The organism is Acinetobacter sp. T63, assembly GCF_053852345.1.
The window spans coordinates 2,937,413-2,960,996 of record NZ_CM132659.1 but is presented as its reverse complement, the minus strand read 5'-3'; the positions used below and the strand labels follow the sequence as shown (position 1 = coordinate 2,960,996).

Annotated in this window: 14 protein-coding genes, 2 tRNA genes, 3 rRNA genes and 1 pseudogene; 11 read left to right on the top strand and 9 right to left on the bottom strand. The window is 46.6% G+C overall.

All coding sequences use genetic code 11. The features are described from left to right. Positions 1-18: 18 nt before the first annotated feature. Positions 19-1,959: a molecular chaperone DnaK gene (dnaK, locus tag ACVLR6_RS14260; protein ID WP_005181052.1), complete on the bottom strand. Its 1,941-nt coding sequence runs from the start codon at positions 1,957-1,959 to the stop codon at positions 19-21. Positions 1,960-2,078: 119 nt separating this feature from the next. Next, positions 2,079-2,627 carry a nucleotide exchange factor GrpE gene (gene grpE / locus ACVLR6_RS14255; protein ID WP_005181051.1) on the bottom strand — a complete coding sequence of 183 codons (549 nt, stop codon included), beginning with the start codon at positions 2,625-2,627 and terminating at the stop codon, positions 2,079-2,081. Between the two features lie 830 nt (positions 2,628-3,457). On the opposite strand from grpE, the gene ACVLR6_RS14250 reads away from it, so the two are divergent. Next, complete coding sequence (locus ACVLR6_RS14250) at positions 3,458-3,709, top strand: hypothetical protein (RefSeq protein ID WP_168396845.1); 252 nt, start codon at positions 3,458-3,460, stop codon at positions 3,707-3,709. 241 nt (positions 3,710-3,950) lie between these two features. Here ACVLR6_RS14250 and ACVLR6_RS14245 read toward each other — a convergent pair whose 3' ends face one another. Then, positions 3,951-4,376, bottom strand: a complete 426-nt coding sequence (locus tag ACVLR6_RS14245) for a hypothetical protein (RefSeq protein ID WP_127801898.1) — start codon at positions 4,374-4,376, stop codon at positions 3,951-3,953. A gap of 201 nt (positions 4,377-4,577) precedes the next feature. On the opposite strand from ACVLR6_RS14245, the gene ACVLR6_RS14240 reads away from it, so the two are divergent. Then, positions 4,578-5,654 (top strand): di-butyl phthalate-hydrolyzing esterase, encoded by a 1,077-nt coding sequence (locus ACVLR6_RS14240; protein WP_455995515.1) that lies wholly within the window; start codon positions 4,578-4,580, stop codon positions 5,652-5,654. Positions 5,655-5,664: 10 nt separating this feature from the next. Here the strand turns inward: ACVLR6_RS14240 and ACVLR6_RS14235 are convergent, their stop codons facing one another. Continuing rightward, positions 5,665-6,375 (bottom strand): acetoacetate decarboxylase family protein, encoded by a 711-nt coding sequence (locus tag ACVLR6_RS14235; RefSeq protein ID WP_160255809.1) that lies wholly within the window; start codon positions 6,373-6,375, stop codon positions 5,665-5,667. A gap of 97 nt (positions 6,376-6,472) precedes the next feature. Here ACVLR6_RS14235 and ACVLR6_RS14230 point away from each other — a divergent pair, with 97 nt between their 5' ends. From ACVLR6_RS14230 to ACVLR6_RS14195, 8 genes are all read left to right on the top strand, one after another. After that, positions 6,473-7,045: a peptidylprolyl isomerase gene (locus ACVLR6_RS14230; RefSeq protein ID WP_016659793.1), complete on the top strand. Its 573-nt coding sequence runs from the start codon at positions 6,473-6,475 to the stop codon at positions 7,043-7,045. 437 nt (positions 7,046-7,482) lie between these two features. Next, positions 7,483-9,019: ribosomal RNA gene (locus ACVLR6_RS14225) — 16S ribosomal RNA — on the top strand. A gap of 61 nt (positions 9,020-9,080) precedes the next feature. Then, positions 9,081-9,157, top strand: a tRNA-Ile gene (locus ACVLR6_RS14220). A 63-nt stretch (positions 9,158-9,220) separates the two neighbouring features. Further along, positions 9,221-9,296, top strand: a tRNA-Ala gene (locus ACVLR6_RS14215). Positions 9,297-9,649: 353 nt separating this feature from the next. Continuing rightward, positions 9,650-12,539: ribosomal RNA gene (locus tag ACVLR6_RS14210) — 23S ribosomal RNA — on the top strand. A gap of 191 nt (positions 12,540-12,730) precedes the next feature. Next, positions 12,731-12,845, top strand: a 5S ribosomal RNA gene (gene rrf / locus ACVLR6_RS14205). The 16S, 23S and 5S rRNA genes sit together here with 2 tRNA genes alongside, the layout of an rRNA operon. Before the next feature lie 289 nt (positions 12,846-13,134). Then, on the top strand, positions 13,135-14,484 hold the full coding sequence (locus tag ACVLR6_RS14200) for an aromatic acid/H+ symport family MFS transporter (RefSeq protein WP_016658670.1): 1,350 nt from the start codon (positions 13,135-13,137) through the stop codon (positions 14,482-14,484). Positions 14,485-14,854: 370 nt separating this feature from the next. Then, entirely contained in the window at positions 14,855-16,021 is a 1,167-nt protein-coding gene (locus ACVLR6_RS14195) for a PQQ-dependent sugar dehydrogenase (protein ID WP_168414970.1), read from the top strand. A 503-nt stretch (positions 16,022-16,524) separates the two neighbouring features. Here the strand turns inward: ACVLR6_RS14195 and ACVLR6_RS14190 are convergent. The 5 genes from ACVLR6_RS14190 to ribF all read right to left on the bottom strand — a co-directional run bounded on the left by ACVLR6_RS14190 (position 16,525) and on the right by ribF (position 22,125). Beyond that, entirely contained in the window at positions 16,525-17,067 is a 543-nt protein-coding gene (locus ACVLR6_RS14190) for an NADPH-dependent FMN reductase (protein ID WP_005181039.1), read from the bottom strand. 138 nt (positions 17,068-17,205) lie between these two features. After that, positions 17,206-17,688, bottom strand: coding sequence for an FKBP-type peptidyl-prolyl cis-trans isomerase (locus ACVLR6_RS14185; RefSeq protein ID WP_005181033.1), 483 nt, complete (start codon positions 17,686-17,688; stop codon positions 17,206-17,208). Further along, positions 17,681-18,220, bottom strand: coding sequence for a signal peptidase II (gene lspA, locus ACVLR6_RS14180; RefSeq protein WP_005181030.1), 540 nt, complete (start codon positions 18,218-18,220; stop codon positions 17,681-17,683). Before lspA ends, ACVLR6_RS14185 begins: the two co-directional genes overlap by 8 nt. After that, a complete protein-coding gene (gene ileS, locus ACVLR6_RS14175) occupies positions 18,213-21,059 on the bottom strand; it encodes an isoleucine--tRNA ligase (RefSeq protein WP_104472324.1) in 2,847 nt (948 codons plus the stop codon). Before ileS ends, lspA begins: the two co-directional genes overlap by 8 nt. Before the next feature lie 61 nt (positions 21,060-21,120). Further along, on the bottom strand, positions 21,121-22,125 hold the full coding sequence (gene ribF, locus ACVLR6_RS14170; RefSeq protein ID WP_005181026.1) for a riboflavin biosynthesis protein RibF: 1,005 nt from the start codon (positions 22,123-22,125) through the stop codon (positions 21,121-21,123). A 251-nt stretch (positions 22,126-22,376) separates the two neighbouring features. On the opposite strand from ribF, the pseudogene ACVLR6_RS14165 reads away from it, so the two are divergent. Beyond that, positions 22,377-23,444 (top strand): annotated as a pseudogene (locus ACVLR6_RS14165) (RNA-guided endonuclease InsQ/TnpB family protein). Positions 23,445-23,584 lie beyond the last annotated feature (140 nt).

Here is a 23,584-nt window from a genome sequence, read left to right as displayed (position 1 = left end):
TTTGTTTAAAGTGACAAATTATTTTTTGTCATCTTTCACTTCAGTGAATTCAGCATCTACAACGCCATCGTCCGCTTTTTGCTGTTGGCCAGCATCACCACCGAAGGCATTCGGGTCAAAACCTTGCGCACCGCCTTGGCCTTGAGCTGCTTCATATGCACGTTGCGTAATTGGCATGATGATGTTTTGCAGTGCTTCAGTTTTCGCTTTGATCGCGTCAACGTCATTTTCTTTGGTTGCTGCTTCAAGTTCTGAAACTGCTGTTTCTACCGCAGTTTTTTCATCAGCAGTCACTTGTTCGCCAAGATCTTTTACTGCTTTTTGAGCAGAAGAAACCAGGGCATCTGCTTCGTTACGTGCTTTTGCCAGTTCTTCAAACTTACGGTCTTCTTCAGCATTCGCTTCAGCGTCTTTGATCATCGCTTCGATTTCAGCATCAGACAAACCTGAGTTTGCTTTAATCTGGATCGATTGCTCTTTACCCGTGCTCTTGTCTTTCGCAGACACTTTCAAGATACCATCCGCGTTGATGTCGAACGATACTTCAATTTGTGGCACACCACGTGGTGCAGGTGGGATATCACCCAACTGGAAGTTACCCAACAATTTGTTTTGTTGAGCCATTTTACGTTCACCTTGGTAAACCGAAATGTCTACTGCAGGTTGGTTATCTGCCGCTGTAGAGAACACTTGTGATTTTTTCGCAGGGATTGTGGTGTTTTTCTCGATGATTGGAGTTAACACGCCACCCATTGTTTCAATACCAAGTGTAAGCGGTGTTACGTCAAGTAAAAGAACGTCGTTCTTGTCACCCGAAAGTACAGCACCTTGGATTGCAGCACCCATTGCCACAGCTTCGTCAGGGTTCACGTCTTTACGTGGCTCTTTACCGAAGAACTCTTGTACTTTTTGTTGTACAAGTGGCATACGAGACTGACCACCAACCAAGATTACGTCAGAGATGTCAGAAGTCGAAAGACCTGCATCTTTCAGTGCAATACGGCAAGGTTCGATGGTACGCGCAACCAGGTCTGCAACCAGACCTTCTAATTTCGCACGTGTTACGTTGATCACCAAGTGTTTAGGACCAGTCGCATCAGCTGTGATGTATGGCAGGTTGATTTCAGTTGCATTTGAAGAAGAAAGCTCGATTTTTGCTTTTTCAGCCGCTTCTTTCAAACGTTGTAACGCCAGTGGATCGTTTTTCAGGTTGACGTTTTGTTCTTTCTTGAACTCTTCAACCAGGTAATCGATCAATGCGTTATCGAAGTCTTCACCACCCAGGAATGTATCACCGTTAGTCGACAATACTTCGATTTGCTGGTCGCCATCAAGATCCGCAATTTCAATGATGGATACGTCGAAAGTACCACCACCCAAGTCATAGACTGCAACTTTACGGTCGCCTTCTTTCTTGTCCATACCGAACGCTAACGCCGCAGCAGTAGGTTCGTTGATGATACGTTTAACGTCTAAACCAGCAATTTTACCGGCATCTTTAGTCGCTTGACGCTGTGCATCGTTGAAGTATGCAGGAACGGTTACAACTGCTTCAGTAACAGTTTCACCGAGGTAATCTTCCGCAGTTTTCTTCATTTTTTTCAGAACTTCTGCAGAGATTTGCTGTGGTGCTAATTTTTTGTCGTTAACTTCAACCCAAGCATCACCATTGTCTGCTTTGATGATTTTGTATGGCACCAGACCGATATCTTTTTGTACCGCTTGGTCTTCATAACGACGACCGATCAGACGTTTGATTGCGAACAATGTGTTTTTCGGGTTAGTTACTGCTTGACGTTTCGCAGACTGACCGACCAGGATTTCGCCATCTTTATACGCAATAATAGATGGAGTTGTACGCGCGCCTTCAGCGTTTTCAATTACTTTAACTTTATCGCCTTCAAGTACCGCAACACATGAGTTGGTTGTACCTAAGTCAATACCAATGATTTTAGCCATTTGGATGTTTCCTCAAAAATTTTATTGTGCTTTACACTTGTTATCCGATATGAGAGCCGTTCAATTTTTTTCAAGTTAAAAATATGAAAAAATTTCACCAACTCCCGAATTTATGAGGCTTAAGCGCCGACCATAACCATTGCAGGACGCAATAAACGGCCATTTAAGCTATAACCTTTTTGCAGTACGTTGCCAATTTCGTTGGCTTTGGCTGTTGGATCAATGCCCACCGCCTGATGTAAATCTGCATTGAAACCGTTCGCGGTATCTACCGCCACAATGCCGAATTTCTCTAAAGTCGTCAGCAGTGATTTCAGCGTCAGTTCCACCCCTTCAGACAGCGGGGTTTTTTCTTCGCCAGCTGCGGCAATAGCACGTTCCAGGTTATCTACGCTATCGAGCAGTTCTTTGGCAAATTTCTCCAGCACTGCTTCTTTATGCTTTTCAGATTCACGCTGAATACGCTCGACACTCTTTTGCGCTTCATACACTGCATTGGCGGTACGCGCTTTTTCAAGTTTTAAATCGCCTTCGAGCTGCGCAATCTGTTCTTGTAAAGACTCAACGGAAACGTCTGCCTGCTCGGTTTCAGCTTGAGTTTGGGTAGTATCTTGTTCTACTTGCTCTTGTTGCAGATCTTGAGCGTCTTGGTTGTGCTCGGTTGCCATTGATTTACTCCGTTTAAATGGGTTCTTAAACATGTACAGTCCTTCTGGCATCAGTATTGACTGGTTCATTCTGAACTGCCATGAGTGATGAATTTCGTAATTATTAAAGAAGTCGGGGCAGGGGATAAAAATTCAAGCGGTGCCAGTCATTAAATCTGCAGAAATTTGCTGAAAAAAACATACATTCTTTTAATTTTTGATCTTTTTAGCAGGGAGGGTGCAGGAAGATACTACGAGGCTGAAACCCCAATTTATGGGAAAATGATTTTAATTTTAAGTCCGGATAAATTATGTAGATGCTGTTGAGTTGTCTATACAAAATTTTTAAGTTGATTATTCTTTATACATAAAAACGATCAGAATGAGTGAAAAATACTATTTTACAGGGCAAGGTCAACTTTGTATGATTGCTCCCAGATTCTATCGCTGTAGTTTCTTTTGATATTTTCTTGAAATGTGTTTTCTGGCTTATCCGCCCTCTGGATAAGCCTTTTTTTGCCCTAAAGATTTAAAAGTACCGCATTTACACTGTTATCTTTTCGCAAAACTAGCTGTATGTTGTGTAGAGCACGCTGTTTTCTCCCTCTAAAATAATTCTGCACTTTTGTCTTTTTTTATTGCTGTAATCTATAATAAAAACAGCAGATTAATCCTGCTGATTCCTTCCATTGGCTGTAAAAACAGCTGCATCTTCACGTTTATAAAAAACTGCATAACTCGTACCGGTGGATATAAAAATTTAACTTTTTATCTGCCGAGCCAGCACCAAAATTTTGAAAGTATAGCCAGCGCAAAGTTGGACTTTGTATTTTTCAATAAATGAGGATCGAATGATGAAAAAAATGGGTGTATTGGCTGTGGCCTTGTTTGCTGGACTGGCGGTAGTAGGCTGTAGCAGTCATGAAACAGCACAGGCGCCAGAAGTGGCACAAAATCCTGAGCAACCTGAAACGGTACAGGTAACTACCATGCCGGTAGAAGCGGGGGCTGAAGTGGGCGTAGCCGCAGAAGTTACTGCCCCGGCCATTGCTGCACCAGCAGGGTCGGAAGCACCGGCAGTTGAGGCACAGCCGCAGCCCTAAATTCAACGCTGTCTATTTCAAATGAAACAGGACCATCATTTAAATCAGGGAGGAAGATTTAATTTCTAAATAGGAATATTCAAAAAATGGCCAGGGAAGGCCAGCTATTTTCACTATTATTATGGAAGGTCGTTATTTTTCTATCACAGCGCTTTCAATCAAAGCACCTTGTAAAAATAAAAACCCGAAAGCCAGGTTTTCGGGTTTTTAAACTGTACATCGCACACTGTCAAATACAGGATTAATCACGACGGTCACGTTGCCGTTTGCGATATTCTTCCATCCGTTTACGCTGTTCTTCGACCCGTTTTTTACGCTGCTCTTGCTGTTTGCGTTCGACTTGCTGGCGTTTACGGTTCAGTTCGGCGCGTCGTTCGCGTTCCCGTTGTAACTGCTGACGGCTTTGTTCGGCACGTTTACGTTCCAGTTCACGTTTTTGTCGATCCCACTGCGCTTCGCGTTGGTGTTGCTGTTGTAAGCGTTTCTGACGTTGTTCATATTCCCAACGCTGACGTTCTGTCATGCGGCGATAATCATAGTTACGGTCGTAATCCCGGTCATAACGATGATCATAGCGGCCATTGTAGTGACCATCTTCAGGGAACGCGACACAACCGACCGCTAAAAATACGGTCGCACAGGAAACCAAGAGGAGTTTTCTAGACATGGTGAGCGTCCTTTTTCTATCCGGATTAGCAAAATCAATCCCTCTGTATCATCAAAATTGTCAATGACACCTTATAGAAATAAGATTAGCGTATATAAATTCTGAATATGTAGGCCGATGACTGGACTTCTATAACGAAATAGTCACTAAACTGCTGATCATGTAGAAAATGTGAAGAATGAATAAAAAGGAAGATGATAGATGAGTGCGTATCAACAGAAACTGCAAAAAATCATTGATAACAGTCAGGGTACGGTGGTGCGAACACTCGATCATTTACCGTGTGTGGCGCAGGAATCACTGGCGCGCGCCTTGGGCTATCCTTATCAGTATCCGCAACTTGATCCCCTCATTAAATGCATGATGGCGGCCCAAATCAAGCAGGGGCGTATCGGTTTTATTGGCGAAAATCCGGCGCAATCGCGTCAGGCTTTTGATACTCAGATGAAGGCGATCCGTAAACAGCCGACCTATGTCAAACGGGTCGAAGATTTACGTTTAAGCCTGCAAAGTGGCACCATTTCAGCCCGTTATTATCATCCTGCACCGCATAAAAAACTGCCGTTGATTGTGTTTTATCATGGTGGTGGTTTTGTGGTGGGCAATCTCGATACCCATGATGAAGTTTGCCGGCTATTGGCGCATGCCGCTCAGGCGCAGGTGGTCAGTGTCGATTATCCACTGACCCCCGAGGTTTCACCGACACAGCTGATTCAGTGCTGTGAAGATGCTTTGGCTTGGGTGTATCAGCATCGCCGTCAATTTAATATTCTGAAAAACCGTATTGCCGTGGCGGGTGACAGTGCTGGTGCCAATATTGCTACCGTGGTGTCACAGCGTAGTAAAAATACCGCCTATGCACCGCATGCCCAGTTACTGATTTATCCAGTGGTGGATTTTAAAAGCCGTCATCCGTCGTTCTTTGCCTATAAAGATGGTCTGGTGCTGACTGAGCAGGATATTGATTTCGTCACCGAGTATTATGCGTTACAGCACAATATGGCACTGGATGATGCCCTGATTTCACCGACTTACGGCAATTTAAGAAAACTACCGCCGACCTTTATTGTGACGGCCGGGCATGACGTGCTGCACGATGAAGCGGAAATTTATGCGCACAAGCTGCGTCAGCAAGGGGTCAAAGTTCAATATAAGGAATATACTGACCAGACCCATGGCTTTATTAATTTAACCCCGGTTTCGCGGCGTGCCAAAAAACTCACGCTCGAGCTGGGCAATAATTTCAGAAAATTCTGGGATCGACCACGCTTCTTTTAAAAGGAGTGACTTAAAAAGGCCGACTCAGATTTTTTCTGGTTTCACGTGGAACAGCGGTTTTGGTTTTAATCTGCGCTTCGGGGAATAACAGATCAAACTCCGGCACATAAAAACTTTGTAATAGTCGGGCCTGGGAAAAATCAGGAAAAATATCCTGGGTATTTTGCCATTCCACCGTTTTGAGTTTAGATAAACGGCCGCGAAATTTCGGACTAAACTGGTAGCGCTGGCCTTGCCAGGCCTGCTGAATGGATAAAAATGAAGCCGGAATATGGTGACTATTGATATAAAACGAGGTGCTGTTTTTCGGCCGCTCCAGACAAATTGACATCTCTTGCTGCTGATGGCGCACAATACAATAGGTGCGACCTTCTTTTTCCAGCCATTCAAATTCGGCCAGCTCTTTCGGAATGCCCCATAACTGCTGGCCATGCACTAAAGAAGCCTGGGTCGAGACATAAATCTTGGGGATGGTCGACAAGCGATGCTTATACAATAAAGGATGATCCATAATTAACAGTTCATCATACGGACCCACTGGCGAATCCTGATAACGGATCAGCATTACATTGACCATGCGTCCTAAAGGAGACGGAGCCAGCCGAAAACGTTTGGCTGTTTTCAGGAAAAAAGGATTCAGCCAATAATTCAAAATAAAAGCATCGCCGTGTAAGCGCCAAGGCGGATGCGCAAAAATCTGGTTCTGGATATTGTTGTTCATCTTATTCTCAGGATTTGAAAGGAACAGCTAATGTTTTCTTCATACTGAACAATTAATATAAGTGAAGCAAAACATCAAACCACGGATTCGTAAAGAAATGTTAAAACGTAGCGTTCTTATGGCCGCCAGCCTTGCCCTTAGTGCCTCTGCATGGGCTGCCAATTCAATGATTGAAATGAAAACTTCCATGGGCAATATTGAAATTGAACTGTTTAACGACAAAGCGCCGTTGTCAGCAGCCAATTTTGAAAAATATGTCAGTAGCAGTTTTTATACCGGTACCATTTTCCATCGCGTCATTCCGGGCTTTATGATTCAGGGCGGCGGTATGGATGCAGCCATGGTGGAACGTCCAAATACCCGTCCACCGGTCAGAAATGAATCCTATAATGGCCTGAGCAATCAGCGTGGTACTTTGGCGATGGCACGAACCAATCATCCTGATTCAGCCAAAAGCCAGTTTTTTATTAATCTGGTCGATAACGACTTCCTGAATAAAAGTCCACGTAATGCTGGCTATGCTGTGTTTGGCCGTGTTACCAAGGGGATGGATGTGGTCGATAAAATTGCCAAAGTACCGACCCGCAATGTTGGTGTGCACCAGAATGTTCCGGCTCAACCGGTGAAAATCCTGAGTGTGAAGATAAAACCGGCAACGGCAAAAAATTAACGAAAATAAAAAGCAGAAATATAAATTAAATATTTCTGCTTTAAAATTAGAAGTTTATTTCAAAGATAGGGTAAAAATGCTCCATATTGGTGCGTAAAAAAGAAACACTCGATAAAACAAGATGCTAAAAGCACTTGCGTGTGTAAGAAATTGTCCTATAATGCACCCCATACCGACGAGATAGACGGAAACGAACGAAGCACGAAGTGCTGAGTTGTTAAGTTTATTAAGTCCAGCTTCTGGCACTGACGAGGTGTTGGAAAGATCATTAAGAGATTATGAAGAACAACTTGTGTGGATTTTTACTGGTTGATTAATCGAATATATTTTCATTAATTGATTGGTTTAAATTACTCGAAGTTTATTTGAGCGAAATTTAAGTCAGAAAATTGATGAGCCAAGTTTAAGAACTTTACTTATAAAGTTCGAAATGATTTTAACTGAAGAGTTTGATCATGGCTCAGATTGAACGCTGGCGGCAGGCTTAACACATGCAAGTCGAGCGGAGCGAGGGTGCTTGCACCTTAGCTTAGCGGCGGACGGGTGAGTAATGCTTAGGAATCTGCCTATTAGTGGGGGACAACATTCCGAAAGGGATGCTAATACCGCATACGCCCTACGGGGGAAAGCAGGGGATCTTCGGACCTTGCGCTAATAGATGAGCCTAAGTCGGATTAGCTAGTTGGTGGGGTAAAGGCCTACCAAGGCGACGATCTGTAGCGGGTCTGAGAGGATGATCCGCCACACTGGGACTGAGACACGGCCCAGACTCCTACGGGAGGCAGCAGTGGGGAATATTGGACAATGGGGGGAACCCTGATCCAGCCATGCCGCGTGTGTGAAGAAGGCCTTTTGGTTGTAAAGCACTTTAAGCGAGGAGGAGGCGCTCTAGGCTAATACCCTAGATGCGTGGACGTTACTCGCAGAATAAGCACCGGCTAACTCTGTGCCAGCAGCCGCGGTAATACAGAGGGTGCGAGCGTTAATCGGATTTACTGGGCGTAAAGCGCGCGTAGGTGGCTAATTAAGTCAAATGTGAAATCCCCGAGCTTAACTTGGGAATTGCATTCGATACTGGTTAGCTAGAGTATGGGAGAGGATGGTAGAATTCCAGGTGTAGCGGTGAAATGCGTAGAGATCTGGAGGAATACCGATGGCGAAGGCAGCCATCTGGCCTAATACTGACACTGAGGTGCGAAAGCATGGGGAGCAAACAGGATTAGATACCCTGGTAGTCCATGCCGTAAACGATGTCTACTAGCCGTTGGGGCCTTTGAGGCTTTAGTGGCGCAGCTAACGCGATAAGTAGACCGCCTGGGGAGTACGGTCGCAAGACTAAAACTCAAATGAATTGACGGGGGCCCGCACAAGCGGTGGAGCATGTGGTTTAATTCGATGCAACGCGAAGAACCTTACCTGGCCTTGACATACAGAGAACTTTCCAGAGATGGATTGGTGCCTTCGGGAACTCTGATACAGGTGCTGCATGGCTGTCGTCAGCTCGTGTCGTGAGATGTTGGGTTAAGTCCCGCAACGAGCGCAACCCTTTTCCTTACTTGCCAGCATTTCGGATGGGAACTTTAAGGATACTGCCAGTGACAAACTGGAGGAAGGCGGGGACGACGTCAAGTCATCATGGCCCTTACGGCCAGGGCTACACACGTGCTACAATGGTCGGTACAAAGGGTTGCTACACAGCGATGTGATGCTAATCTCAAAAAGCCGATCGTAGTCCGGATTGGAGTCTGCAACTCGACTCCATGAAGTCGGAATCGCTAGTAATCGCGGATCAGAATGCCGCGGTGAATACGTTCCCGGGCCTTGTACACACCGCCCGTCACACCATGGGAGTTTGTTGCACCAGAAGTAGGTAGTCTAACCTTAGGGAGGACGCTTACCACGGTGTGGCCGATGACTGGGGTGAAGTCGTAACAAGGTAGCCGTAGGGGAACCTGCGGCTGGATCACCTCCTTAACGAAAGATTGACGATTAGTAAGAATCCACAACAAGTTGTTCTTCATGACGATGTATCTGAGGGTCTGTAGCTCAGTTGGTTAGAGCACACGCTTGATAAGCGTGGGGTCACAAGTTCAAGTCTTGTCAGACCCACCACTAACGACAAGCAAGCAATTGCAGAGCGAATAGAAATCAGAACATTGACTTAAATGATAAGCTGGGGACTTAGCTTAGTTGGTAGAGCGCCTGCTTTGCACGCAGGAGGTCAGGAGTTCGACTCTCCTAGTCTCCACCATAGATTATAGAGCTTAGTAAGTTTATGCTTATTAATCTCTGTGATTTATCACAGTTAACTGCAGTCCGACGAGGATGCAGTGAATCATTAACAGATTGGCAAAATTGAGTCTGAAATAAATTGTTCACTCAATCAATATACGTTAACGCGTTGTTATGACGGGTTGATGAACGTAGATTGAATTGAGAACTAGCAAATTAACTGAATCAAGCGTTTTGGTATATGAATTTAGATTGAAGCTGTACGGTGCTTAAGTGCACGGGACTTCGAACTGTAGATTAAATAGATAATTGATTATTTATTTAATTGTCTTAATCCTACTTGTAGGGATTAACGACTGTTTGGGGTTGTATAGTCAAGTAATTAAGTGCATGTGGTGGATGCCTTGGCAGTCAGAGGCGAAGAAAGACGTGATAGCCTGCGAAAAGCTCCGGGGAGGCGGCAAATATCCTTTGATCCGGAGATGTCTGAATGGGGAAACCCACTTACCATAAGGTAGGTATCAATACATGAATACATAGTGTATTGAGGCGAACGAGGGGAAGTGAAACATCTCAGTACCCTTAGGAAAAGAAATCAATTGAGATTCCCTCAGTAGCGGCGAGCGAAAGGGGAACAGCCCATTAAGTTATGTGTGTTTTAGTGGAATGCTCTGGGAAGTGCAACCATAGTGGGTGATAGTCCTGTACACGAAAGGGCACACATAATGATGACGAGTAGGGCGAGGCACGTGAAACCTTGTCTGAATATGGGGGGACCATCCTCCAAGGCTAAATACTCCTGACTGACCGATAGTGAACCAGTACCGTGAGGGAAAGGCGAAAAGAACCCCTGTGAGGGGAGTGAAATAGATCCTGAAACCGCATGCATACAAGCAGTGGGAGCCGACTTGTTCGGTGACTGCGTACCTTTTGTATAATGGGTCAGCGACTTACATTCAGTAGCAAGGTTAACCGTATAGGGGAGCCGTAGGGAAACCGAGTCTTAATAGGGCGTATAGTTGCTGGGTGTAGACCCGAAACCAGGCGATCTATCCATGAGCAGGTTGAAGGTTGGGTAACACTAACTGGAGGACCGAACCCACTGTCGTTGAAAAGCCAGGGGATGACTTGTGGATAGGGGTGAAAGGCTAATCAAGCCTGGTGATAGCTGGTTCTCCCCGAAAGCTATTTAGGTAGCGCCTCGGACGAATACCATTGGGGGTAGAGCACTGTTTCGGCTAGGGGGTCATCCCGACTTACCAAACCGATGCAAACTCCGAATACCGATGAGTACTATCCGGGAGACAGACTGCGGGTGCTAACGTCCGTAGTCAAGAGGAAAACAATCCAGACCGCCAGCTAAGGCCCCAAAATCATAGTTAAGTGGGAAACGATGTGGGAAGGCATAGACAGCTAGGAGGTTGGCTTAGAAGCAGCCACCCTTTAAAGAAAGCGTAATAGCTCACTAGTCGAGTCGGCCTGCGCGGAAGATGTAACGGGGCTAAAACTATGTGCCGAAGCTGCGGATGTATACATTGTATACGTGGTAGGGGAGCGTTCTGTAAGCCGATGAAGGTGGATTGAGAAGTCTGCTGGAGGTATCAGAAGTGCGAATGCTGACGTGAGTAACGACAAAACGGGTGAAAAACCCGTTCGCTGAAAGACCAAGGGTTCCAGTCCAACGTTAATCGGGGCTGGGTGAGTCGACCCCTAAGGCGAGGCCGAGAGGCGTAGTCGATGGGAAATTGGTTAATATTCCAATACTTCAGTGTAATGCGATGAGAGGACGGAGAAGGTTAAGTCAGCCTGGCGTTGGTTGTCCAGGTGGAAGGCTGTAGGCATGCATCTTAGGCAAATCCGGGGTGCTCTATGCTGAGAGCTGATAGCAAGCTAGTTTACTAGCGAAGTGGCTGATACCATGCTTCCAGGAAAAGTCTCTAAGCTTCAGTTACACTGGAATCGTACCCGAAACCGACACAGGTGGTCAGGTCGAGTAGACCAAAGCGCTTGAGAGAACTCTGCTGAAGGAACTAGGCAAAATGGTACCGTAACTTCGGGAGAAGGTACGCTGTTGACGGTGATGGGACTTGCTCCCTGAGCGGTTGACAGCCGCAGAAACCAGGCCGCTGCAACTGTTTATTAAAAACATAGCACTCTGCAAACACGAAAGTGGACGTATAGGGTGTGATGCCTGCCCGGTGCTGGAAGGTTAATTGATGGGGTTAGCGTAAGCGAAGCTCTTGATCGAAGCCCCAGTAAACGGCGGCCGTAACTATAACGGTCCTAAGGTAGCGAAATTCCTTGTCGGGTAAGTTCCGACCTGCACGAATGGCATAATGATGGCGGCGCTGTCTCCAGCAGAGGCTCAGTGAAATCGAAATCGCTGTGAAGATGCAGTGTACCCGCGGCTAGACGGAAAGACCCCGTGAACCTTTACTGCAGCTTGACATTGAACTTTGACCTTACTTGTGTAGGATAGGTGGGAGGCTTTGAAGTTGGAACGCCAGTTCCAATGGAGCCGTCCTTGAAATACCACCCTGGTAATGTTGAGGTTCTAACTCTGTCCCGTGATCCGGGACGAGGACCATGTCTGGTGGGTAGTTTGACTGGGGCGGTCTCCTCCTAAAGAGTAACGGAGGAGTACGAAGGTGCGCTCAGCGTGGTCGGAAATCACGCGTAGAGTATAAAGGCAAAAGCGCGCTTAACTGCGAGACCCACAAGTCGAGCAGGTACGAAAGTAGGTCTTAGTGATCCGGTGGTTCTGTATGGAAGGGCCATCGCTCAACGGATAAAAGGTACTCTGGGGATAACAGGCTGATACCGCCCAAGAGTTCATATCGACGGCGGTGTTTGGCACCTCGATGTCGGCTCATCTCATCCTGGGGCTGAAGCAGGTCCCAAGGGTATGGCTGTTCGCCATTTAAAGAGGTACGCGAGCTGGGTTTAGAACGTCGTGAGACAGTTCGGTCCCTATCTACCGTGGGCGCTGGAAATTTGAGAGGATCTGCTCCTAGTACGAGAGGACCAGAGTGGACGAACCTCTGGTGTACCGGTTGTGACGCCAGTCGCATCGCCGGGTAGCTATGTTCGGAAGGGATAACCGCTGAAAGCATCTAAGCGGGAAGCCTACCTCAAGATAAGATTTCCCTAGGAATTTATTCCTCTAAAGAGCCGTTCGAGACTAGGACGTTGATAGGTTGGGTGTGGAAGCATAGCGATATGTGAAGCTGACCAATACTAATTGCTCGTGAGGCTTGACTATACAACACCCAAACAGTTGTTGTATCAAGCTGAATTCTGAACTAATCCTTGATTTAGTTAATGCGACACAATAAAATTCAGACCCAATGGCCAATCCGTTAATAACTCATTTGGAACAAAGTAAGGCATTACATGCAAAAGCATCAAGCTTAAGCAAAGTAACTAAGACCCGAACAAGTCCATAACAGTTGTGCTGGCGACAATAGCAAGAGTGAACCACCTGATCCCTTCCCGAACTCAGAAGTGAAACCTCTTAGCGCTGATGGTAGTGTGGGGTTACCCATGTGAGAGTAAGTCATCGCCAGCTCATTAATTCAAAATCCCCCTAGCTTAAGCAGCAGGGGGATTTTTTTATGCGGAAAATTTGTGTGCTTAATAAAGCAAAATAAAACTTATGTCTAATGAGAATAATATATAAAACTTTAATTATTAATAGGATTGTAGACTAATGTTCAATTCTTATTTTCTGTAAATTGTGTGAAAGTTGCACCATCTACTCCACTAGCAAAGTGTGGATGAAGAAGGCTCGAAATGAGGGTCTTCATTATGGGTTGCTATGGAAGTTCACTGAAACACAGACTCACAGGAGGTGAGGAATGACACATCAAACTATTAACGTAAATGATGTCATTGATCACGCAAAATTTAAACCATTTCATTTTAATGTAGTGGCATGGTGTCTACTGATCATTTTATTTGATGGTTATGATTTAGCCATTAATGGTGTGGTATTGCCTTTATTAATGGACGAGTGGGGCTTAAGTGCGGTGCAAGCCGGTATGCTGGCCAGTACTGCATTGGCAGGGATGATGTTCGGTGCCATGATTTTCGGCTCATTGGCCGACAAAATTGGCCGTAAAAAAGTCATCATGATCTGTATTGTGTTATTCAGTGGTCTAACCTTCGCAGGTGGCTTTGCTTCTAATCCGACAGAATTCGGTATTTTGCGCTTCCTGGCCGGTTTAGGGATTGGTGGGGTGATGCCTAACCTGGTGGCTTTAACCTCAGAATACGCGCCAAAGAACATGCGTAGTACGCTGGTAACCACCATGTTTAGTGGTTATGCAGTGGGTGGGGTGATGGCAGCATTATTGGGTGCCTGGTTAACCCCAAGCTTTGGCTGGGAAATCATGTTCTTTATTGCCGGTATTCCACTGTTGCTGTTGCCAATTATCTGGAAATTCCTGCCTGAATCGCTGATGTTTATTGTGAAAGAGAACAAGCAGGAACAGGCGCGTCCAATCATGGCCCGCTTGGCCCCAGAAGTGCAGATTAGCAATGAAACCAAATTTGAACTGCATCAGGTCGATGTGCCGGAAGCAGCCAACGTGGTAAGCCTGTTCAAACGTGGCCGTGCGTTAAACACCTTATTGTTCTGGTTAGCGTTCTTTACCTGCTTGCTGACCATGTACGCCTTAAGCAGCTGGTTGCCTAAACTGATGATGGCGGCAGGCTATTCAATGGACAATAGTCTGATGTTCATGATGGTGATGAACGTGGGTGCCGTGGTTGGTATTGTCGGCGGTGGTATTCTGGCTGACCGTTTCCATCTGAAACCGGTGTTGATGTTCCTGGGGATTATGGGCGCGATTGTGATGAGTCTGATGGGCTTCCAGTCAAACCAGTTCTTGCTGTACATCCTGGTATTCCTGGCGGGTGCGGCGTCAATCGGTTCACAAATGTTGCTGTATAGTTATGTGGCGCAATACTATCCACTGGCAGTACGTTCAACCGGAATTGGCTGGTCATCTGCAATTGGCCGTATGGGTGCGATTGTTGGACCAATCCTGATTGGTGGCTTACTCGGTATGAACCTTCCAGCACACTTCAACTTTATTGCTGTCGGTTTACCGGTATTGATTACCGCAATTGCCGTGGCGCTGATCATGAGTGAAGATGAAGCAGAACAGATTAAAGCAGGCAAAGCGGCGATTGCCAAAGCCTAATTGGTATTAAATGAAAAAAGCCTCCATAGATTGGGGGCTTTTTTTATGGCATTAAGAAAACAAAAACCACAGATAAAAAGAAACCCCATCATCCTGACGGGGTTTCTTCGTATTTCGTGCTTTAGGTATAACTCCTGTCGTACCTCACGATCCTGGTGCGCAAACTAATTATTGTTGTTTTCCGTTTGGGAAACGTCCTGTTTCCTGATGAATTTAGAATACGAAAATTCTGGGTTTGCTCCTAGCCTCAATTGTCTTCATTCGGTGTAAGCCAAAACGGACAAAGTCCGGCAGGTTACGCAAGTGTTCTTGGTCAAAACTGGCTTTGGGCTACAATCAAAGTATTGTCTGTTCTGTTTTAGGAAATGTCATGGCAAAACTACAACAATATTTGACCTGGCCTGCGGCATTGCTCATCGCAGGATTAACCACCGGATGTAATGCCCAGACCGAGCCTGCCAATTCAGCGAAAGCCGCCCAAAGCAGTGAAACTAGCAAGACCAGCCAGTCTTATCAGCTGGAACGGGTGGCGCGCTTACAGGAACCGTGGGCGATGGCTGAGCTGCCCGATGGCCGCTTGTTAATTACTGAAAAGCGTGGACGACTCAAATTGTTTAACCCGAGCAATAAACTGCTGCTTGAGGTTAAAGGTGTCCCCAAAGTTGCCTATGGCGGGCAGGGCGGTTTGGGTGATGTCGCGCTGCATCCACAGTTTGCCCAGAATCGCTGGGTCTATTTAAGTTATGTGGAAGCCGGCACAGGCGGTTATGGCGCGGTGGTGGCGCGTGCCGAGCTGGATTTAAAAGATGCGGCTCAGCCACAATTGAAAAATGTACAGCAGATCTGGGTCCAAGTGCCGAAAGTTCCAGGGCAGGGGCATTATGCCCACCGGCTGTTATTTGATCAGGCCGGCTATTTGTGGGTCAGTTCGGGAGAGCGACAAAAGTTTGACCCGGCACAGGACCTGAATTCCAATTTAGGGAAAATCTTACGTTTAAATGCAGATGGTAGCGCTGCGCCAGATAATCCGTTCCGTGCTCAGGGCCAGATTGCGGCACAGGTATGGAGTCTGGGGCATCGGAATCCTTTAGGCATGGTGTTTGACCCGGCGGGGCAGCTATGGGTGATTGAGATGGGACCCAAAGGCGGAGATGAGCTGAACCGGATTGAAAAAGGCGCCAATTATGGCTATCCGATCGTGTCCAATGGCGATCATTATAGTGGTCAGCCAATTCCGGATCATGCGACCCGGCCAGAATTTAAAGCGCCAGAACTGGACTGGACCCCGGTTATTTCACCTTCGAGTTTAATCTTTTACCGTGGCGATCAGTTTCCACAGTGGAAAAATAAGGCCATTGCCGGAGGATTGTCGTCGCAGGCGATTATTGTGATTGATACCCAGGCTCAACCGGTACGTGAAGTACAACGGCTGGACATGAAACAGCGTATTCGCGGGGTGATTGAAGCGCGTGACGGTCATTTATGGGTCATTGAAGATGGCAAAGGCGCCAGCTTGCTGAAAATGACAGCCAAATAATGAATTCGTAGATAATAAAAAGCCCCGACGTCCTGTCGGGGCTTTTTAGATTCAGTTCTCAGATATCACTCCTGTTATATCTGTGCGTGCATCCTGCATGCGGCTTATGATTATTGTTTTATGCAACGAGACCTCCTGTCCCGGTATGGTTTTAATATACGTCAGGCGATCAGAACCAACCAGCCGCAAAACCCGACAAGTACTGTACGCTCAGGCGTACAACAGCGATTGATTTAAAATAGCGCATCATCTACAAGAACCAGAACATAAAGGACTGAAATAAAAGAAGCCCGAACATCCTGTCCGGGCTTCTCTGGATTCATTATTCCGGTATAACTCCTGTCGTACCGATCAGCATCCTGCTGTTGTTGCTTTTATTGTTATTGTTTTGATTTAAGAGACCTCCTGTCTCTGTATGTAGGTACTATAAAATGAAAGCGCGCCGCACCCTAGTCGCAGTTCACCACAGCTGCTGTAAGAAAATGCTTACAGGGCTGCTGCCATTATGAGCTGACATATTGAATCAGCTTGTCGACTACCTGTTTCAGAGTCTTGTCATCAAATTCATTCGGTTCAAAGCTTTCGCTACGGTTACGGCTAAAAATATCGCGGATTTCCACCACTGCATTGCTGTCAATCAGTCCCAGCTGGGTGCCGACCTGACGGATCTGGTCAATCGAGCGTGATCCATTGGTGGCACCATAGCCGATATAAGCCGCCGGTTTGCCTTGCCACTCTTTGCCCAGATAATCCAACGCATTTTTCAAGGCCGGGCTATAGCCATGGTTATATTCGGGGCTGATAAAAATAAAGGCATCGCCCTGGGCAATTTTGTCGGCCCATTCCTGTTGACGCGGCTGGTCATAAATACCGCTTAGCGGCGGATTCGGACCGGCAAACAGGGGTAAATTCCATTCTTTTAAATCGACCAGCTCGGTCTGCACGGTACTAAAGTTATAGCTTTTAATGGCCTGCTGTACCCAGTGTGCGACTTTAATGGCGGTACGTCCCTCGCGTACACTGCCAACAATAATCTGAATATTCATGTTTTATCCTGTGTTGTTTTTGCTGTAGGGATCAAATTAACGTGAATTGCGTTAGCCTGAATAGAGTCAGTTTGTATCTGCCTCATGAAAATGGCATAAAAAAAGCTCCCGAAGGAGCTTTTCAAAAATGTGGAACTTTTATTTCAGTTGAATGCCTTGCTGGCCCGCTGGGGTGACTTTAAAGATTTCCACTTCAAAGGTAATGTCTTTACCGGCCAGTGGATGGTTAAAGTCGACTTCGGTGATGTCATCATTGACCGATTTGACCACGCCATACAGGCTTTGTTTGGCCTTATCTTCAAACTCGATCATGTGGCCTTCAACCGGACGCTGTTCAAACTTGACGGTGTCAAAGGTTTGGACATTTTCCGGGTTCCATGGACCAAAAGCCTCTTCTGGTGGCAGGCTCACGGTACGACGGTCACCAGCACGCAAGCCAAACAGGGCTTTTTCAAAACCCGGTAACAGGCTGCCATCGCCCATCACCAGACTGACCGGTTCGGCACGGCTACGGGTATTGTCAATTTCCGGGCCGCTTTCAATGGCCACAGAAAAATGAAGTTCAACTTTAGAACCCGCTTCAATACGGGTGTCTTCGTTCGGATTGATAAATTCAGTCATGTTGCGCCTGCGCACGTTGAATACGGTGTTTTTCCAGGAAAAACGTATCAATAAGAAGCAAGATGGTGCCTAAGGTAATGGCACTATCTGCAATATTAAAGGCAGGGAAGTGGCTGTTGTTGTAGTAAACATGAATAAAGTCGACCACATAGCCCAAAGCGACCCGATCAATCAGGTTACCAATGGCCCCGCCCAGAATCAGGGCAATGGCCAGCGGTAATACCAGCATGTTCTTTGGCATACGCATCAGCCAGAACACAAAGATCACGGAGACCAAACCTGCCAGTGAGGTGAAGAAATAGCGTTGCCAGCCACCCGCATCGGACAAGAAACTAAAGGCTGCGCCATAGTTATGCAGTAATGTCCAATTTAAAAAGGGCAGCACAGGCACCGGATCTGCATAATTCAGATGGGTGACTGCAATCCATTTGGTCCATTGATCCAGAATAATCGCCACAATAGACAGTCCGATCCACCACAAATTGTGCGGATAGAACTGGAATAAGCCCTTTTTCGGTTGTGGATTAGGCATATTTTCTCTCTTCGCCTTGGCCTGTCGGGAGGTTAATAATACAACGACCACATAAACCTGGATGTGCAGGATGTGTATTCACATCTGGCAGGACGTGCCAGCAGCGTACACATTTCTCGCCATCTGCGGCAGAGACTTTCACGTTCAGACCGTCAAGATCAGAAGCTTCGCCTTGTGCTGCATCAAACTCATTCACAATCACCTGAGAAGTAATCAGGACAAAACGCAGTTCATCGCCCAGTTTATCCAGCACCGCTTTCAGCTCGGCATTGGCCCACAGCTCCACTTTGGCAGACAGGTTAGAACCGACAGTTTTTGCAGTACGCGCCGCTTCAATAAACTTGTTCACGGCAGATTTTACGGCAATTAAAGTCTGCCATTCGCTTTCAGCCAGCACGTTGGCTTCAGAGGCCACCGGCAGCTCATACCATTCAGCGGTGAATACATATTTCTCTGACTGCTCAGGAATCAGTGGCCACGCTTCTTGGGCAGTGAAGCTCAGGATTGGCGCCATCCAGCGTACAAAGGCCTGTACCAGGTGATACAGCGCAGTTTGTGCAGAATGACGCGCTTGCGAGTCCGCTTTGGTGGTGTACTGACGGTCTTTGATGATGTCGAGGTAGAAACCACCCAAGTCATTAATACAGAAGTTGGTCAAGGCGCTGGTGACGATATGGAAGTTCATATCTTCATAGGCTTTCTTGATGGTTTCTTGTACTTCAGACGCACGTTGCAGGATGTATTGATCCAGCGCAATCAGCTGATCCACCGGCAGGGCATCAGTCGATGGTTTAAAGCCGTTTAAGTTGGCCAGCAAGAAACGCAGCGTGTTACGAATACGGCGGTAACCGTCTGAGGCACGGCTAAAGATTTCTTTACCGGCGGTCATTTCATAACGGTAATCCGCAGAGGCAATCCAGAAACGTAAGCCGTCTGCACCCATGTCTTTAATGATGTCTTGCGGGGTAATGATATTCCCGAGTGATTTCGACATTTTGCGGCCTTTTTCATCGACCACGAAACCATGCGTTAACAAGCCTTTGTATGGCGCACGTTCATTGATCGCAATCGAGGTCAGCAGTGAAGACTGGAACCAGCCACGGTGCTGATCCGAACCTTCAAGGTACAGATCGGCCGGATCTTGCAGCTCTTCACGTTCACGCAGCACGGCATAGTGGGTTGTACCCGAGTCAAACCAGACGTCTAAGGTGTCACGTACGGCGTTGTAGTGTTCAGCATCATCACCAATGAAGTCTTTGGCTTCACGGTTATACCAGCCATCAATACCTTCCTGTTCGATCAGTTTAGCCACTTCTTCGATCAGTTCAGGGGTACGTGGATGCAGTTCGTTGGTGTCTTTATGCACGAAGAACGGGATTGGTACGCCCCAGGTACGCTGACGCGAAATACACCAGTCCGGACGGCCTTCGATCATTGCCTGAATCCGGTTTTTACCCCAATCTGGCACGAAGCTGATCTCGTTTTCAATTGCATTCAGGGCGCCTTGGCGTAAACCTTTGGCATCCATGCTGATAAACCATTGTGGTGTGGCACGGAAGATAATCGGGGTTTTATGACGCCAGCAGTGCGGATAGCTATGCTTGATTGGATGATGTGCCCACAATTTGTTGGCTTCGCCCAGCGCAGCAATAATTTGCGGATTGGCTTTATAAATATGTTCACCAGCAAAAATTGGCGCAGTCGGTAAATACACACCATTGCCGCCGACCGGGTTGTCGACTTTCAGGTTGTATTGCAGGCCGACTTTATAGTCATCTACACCGTGACCCGGTGCAGTATGCACGGCACCTGTACCGCTGGCATCGGTGACGTGTTCACCCAGAATTACCGGCACTTGACGCTCAGTAATTAACGGATGTTGCAGCACCAGATTTTCCAGTTTGCTACCGGCAAACTCGGCCAGCACTTCAACCGAGCTGAAGCCATAACGCTGGGTCGCAGATTCCACCAGCGTTTTTGCCAGAATAAAGTTCTGCTCGGCCTGTTCTTCACCGCGCGCCTTGACCAGTTGATATTCAAGTTCGGCATGTAATGCTACCGCCTGGTTGGCTGGCAGGGTCCATGGGGTGGTGGTCCAGATCACGATATCGGTTGAGTCTTTAACATCAACACCTAGACGTGCAGACAAATCAGCTAAGTCAACCACTGTAAAACCGACGTCAATTGCATCGGATTTTTTATCTTCATATTCAACTTCAGCTTCTGCCAGCGCTGAACCACAGTCCAGACACCAGTTCACTGGCTTCAGGCCTGGCTCGATATGACCGGCTTTGGCAATGGCACCCAGAGAACGGACAATATCTGCTTCCTGCTTGAAGTTCATGGTCAGGTATGGGTTGTTCCAGTCGCCGAACACGCCCATACGGATAAAGTCTTTCTTTTGTAGTTCGACCTGGGTGTAGGCATATTCACGGCAGGCTTTACGGAAGGTCGAAGCATCAACTTTGACGCCGACTTTGCCAACTTTTTCTTCAACTTTCAGTTCAATTGGAAGACCGTGACAGTCCCAGCCTGGCACATATGGCGCGTCAAAACCGTCCATGACACGACTTTTAATGATGATGTCTTTCAGGACCTTGTTGACCGCGTGACCAAGGTGGATTTGACCGTTTGCGTACGGAGGGCCGTCATGAAGCACGTATTTTTTCTTGCCAATACGCGATGCACGAATCTGCTGATAAATGTCATCGGCATACCACTCTTCTAACCATTTCGCTTCACGTACTGCGAGGTTTGCTTTCATTGCAAAGTCAGTACCTGGGAGGTTCAGTGTGGCTTTATAGTCCACTGCATTTTCAGGAGTTTGCTTATCGCTCATGCAAGTTGTCTTCCAATTTAATCAGCCATTTGACTGACACGTTTTACAGTAAAAATGTGAGTTATTCAAAAGGGAATTTTGGGGTGCTGCGGCGAAACTCAAGCAGTTTCTCCACATCATCATCAATTCCGGCTTTTAAGGCTTCAAGCGAAGGATAGTCCTTTTCGCCATGTAAATAGTTTAAGAACGTCACCCGCATTAACAGGCCATACAGATTAGCAGAAACCTCGGGGAAATGTACTTCTAATCGCCATTCCGGATGATCCTGTTTGATGGCTGGTCGGGTGCCGACATGACCGGCGCCAAACAGCGCGGTCGGGTCATAGCCGGCAATTCCCGGCTGGTTCGGATTCTCTGCCTGAACTTTGGCTTTTAAAGATTCAGTTTCACAGAGCACTTCCACGCCATAAATCCCGTTCAGGCAGGGTTTATGCCGGTTCAGACGGACATTAATGGTTGGAAAATCAATAGTTCGGCCAATCTGGTCGCCGTATTGTACCCGGCCGGTAATGCTATACGGGCGTCCCAGCAATTTGGCTGCCAGCGCTAAATTGCCGGCCTGCAAGGTCTGACGGATCCGGGTCGAGCTGACCCGTTCACCATCGGCCAGAATGGTGTTTAAGTTGGTGACCTGAAAGCCGTATTGCTGCAAAAACTCGCTATTACCCTGACGGTTTTTGCCAAAATGGAAGTCATCGCCCAGCACCAGACTGTGGGCATTGAGTTTGTATTTGAGTATGTCGGCAAAGGCTTCGGCGCTTAAGCTGCGGAAATAGTTATCGAATTTGGCAACTGCAATATAGTCTACGCCCAGCTCGGTTAAATATTCGACTTTTTCTCTCAAGGAGCTGATGCGCGGCGGTGCCTCATAGCCTTTAAAAAATTCCAGCGGCTGTGGCTCGAAAATCATCACCAGGGTTTTCAGCTGCTGGGCTGCTGCCAGCTGTTTTAGCTGGGCAATCATGGCCTGATGCCCCAAATGCACGCCGTCAAAATTACCAATGGTAACGGCAGTTTTTTCCAGTTGAAAATCAGGCGCTAAAGCATTCAGACGGAGGAGCTGCATGGGCAAAGAATGACGTTATACATTAAGAAAGGCTATATATTGCCATATTCTCACACATTCGTCTTGTTGTTCTGTTTTTATGCAAAATTTTTCTTGCTCATTTTTGACTGGTGCCACAGCACTGGCGGGTTTTTATCAAATGGAGCGTAAAACTCTGTCTTTCAGGTCAGAGATATAAGCGACACGACATGAAATGTCGTTTAATTACTAAAAACCAATATTTTAAGCCTGATATGAGCTAATATAAGCCCATGAAAACACTTAAATTACGCATAAAAGACAAACATTGTAAGGTGCTAGACCAATTGGCATCTGAAGTTAATTTTGTCTGGAACTATGTCAATGATTTGTGTTTCAAACACCTACAGCGCAAACAATAATTCTTTTCAGCATACGATATTGCTAAATACACGAAAGGCGCATCAAAGGAATGTAATCTTCATAGCCAAACCATTCAGGCTGTAACAGAAGAATTGGTCACTCGCAGAAAACAGTTCAAAAAATCAAAATTGAGATGGCGTGTCAGTAATAAGAAATCAGCAAGAAGATCACTAGGTTGGATACCCTTTAAAAAGGTCGCTATTAAATATGCCGATGGATACGTTCAGTATGGCAAGCATCAATTCAAGCTATGGGATAGTTACGGACTATCGAAATACAGCATTAAAACAGGCTCATTTGTAGAGGATAGTCGAGGACGTTGGTATGTCTGCTTAGTGGTTGATTCACCCAAACAAGACAAACCTACCGCCACAAAAGCCGTGGGTATTGATCTCGGCTTAAAGGATATTGCTACCTGTTCCGATGGCACAGTCATCAGTAATCCCAAGTTCTATCGAAAATACGAGCAAAAGCTCGGTATTGCTCAGAGAGCGAGAAATAAAAAGCGTGTCCGTGCATTACACGCCAAGATTGCAAACTGTCGTAAAGACTATTTGCACAAGGTTAGCACCCAGCTGGTGAAAGACAATGCACTGATTGTCGTTGGTGATCTAAGTGCGAACAAACTTGTAAAAACTAAAATGGCGAAATCTGTTTTAGATACAGGCTTTTCAGCACTCAAAACCATGCTCAAGTATAAATGCGAGAACGCAGGGGTCATGTTTGAGGAAGTCAACGAGAGATTCACAACCCAAACCTGTTCGAGCTGCGGTGCAATCACCGCAAGCAGTCCGAGAGGTAGAGCAGATTTGCGAATAAGAGTATGGGAATGTGAATGCGGAAGTGTAAATCAACGCGATTTAAACTCCGCCAAGAACATACTTGCGCTTGGGCATAAGCGTCTAGCAGTAGGAATCACCCTCCTTTCAGGTGGGTGAGGATGTCAACAGGAGCGAATGAAAATTGAAACGCGCGGCCAGCACTGAAAAGCTGCATAGATATGAAAAAAGTGGAGTCGTTGGAAGACCTGTCATTTCAGGGATGGCTTTTATTTTTCTGTCTTTTGCTTTCTAATGTG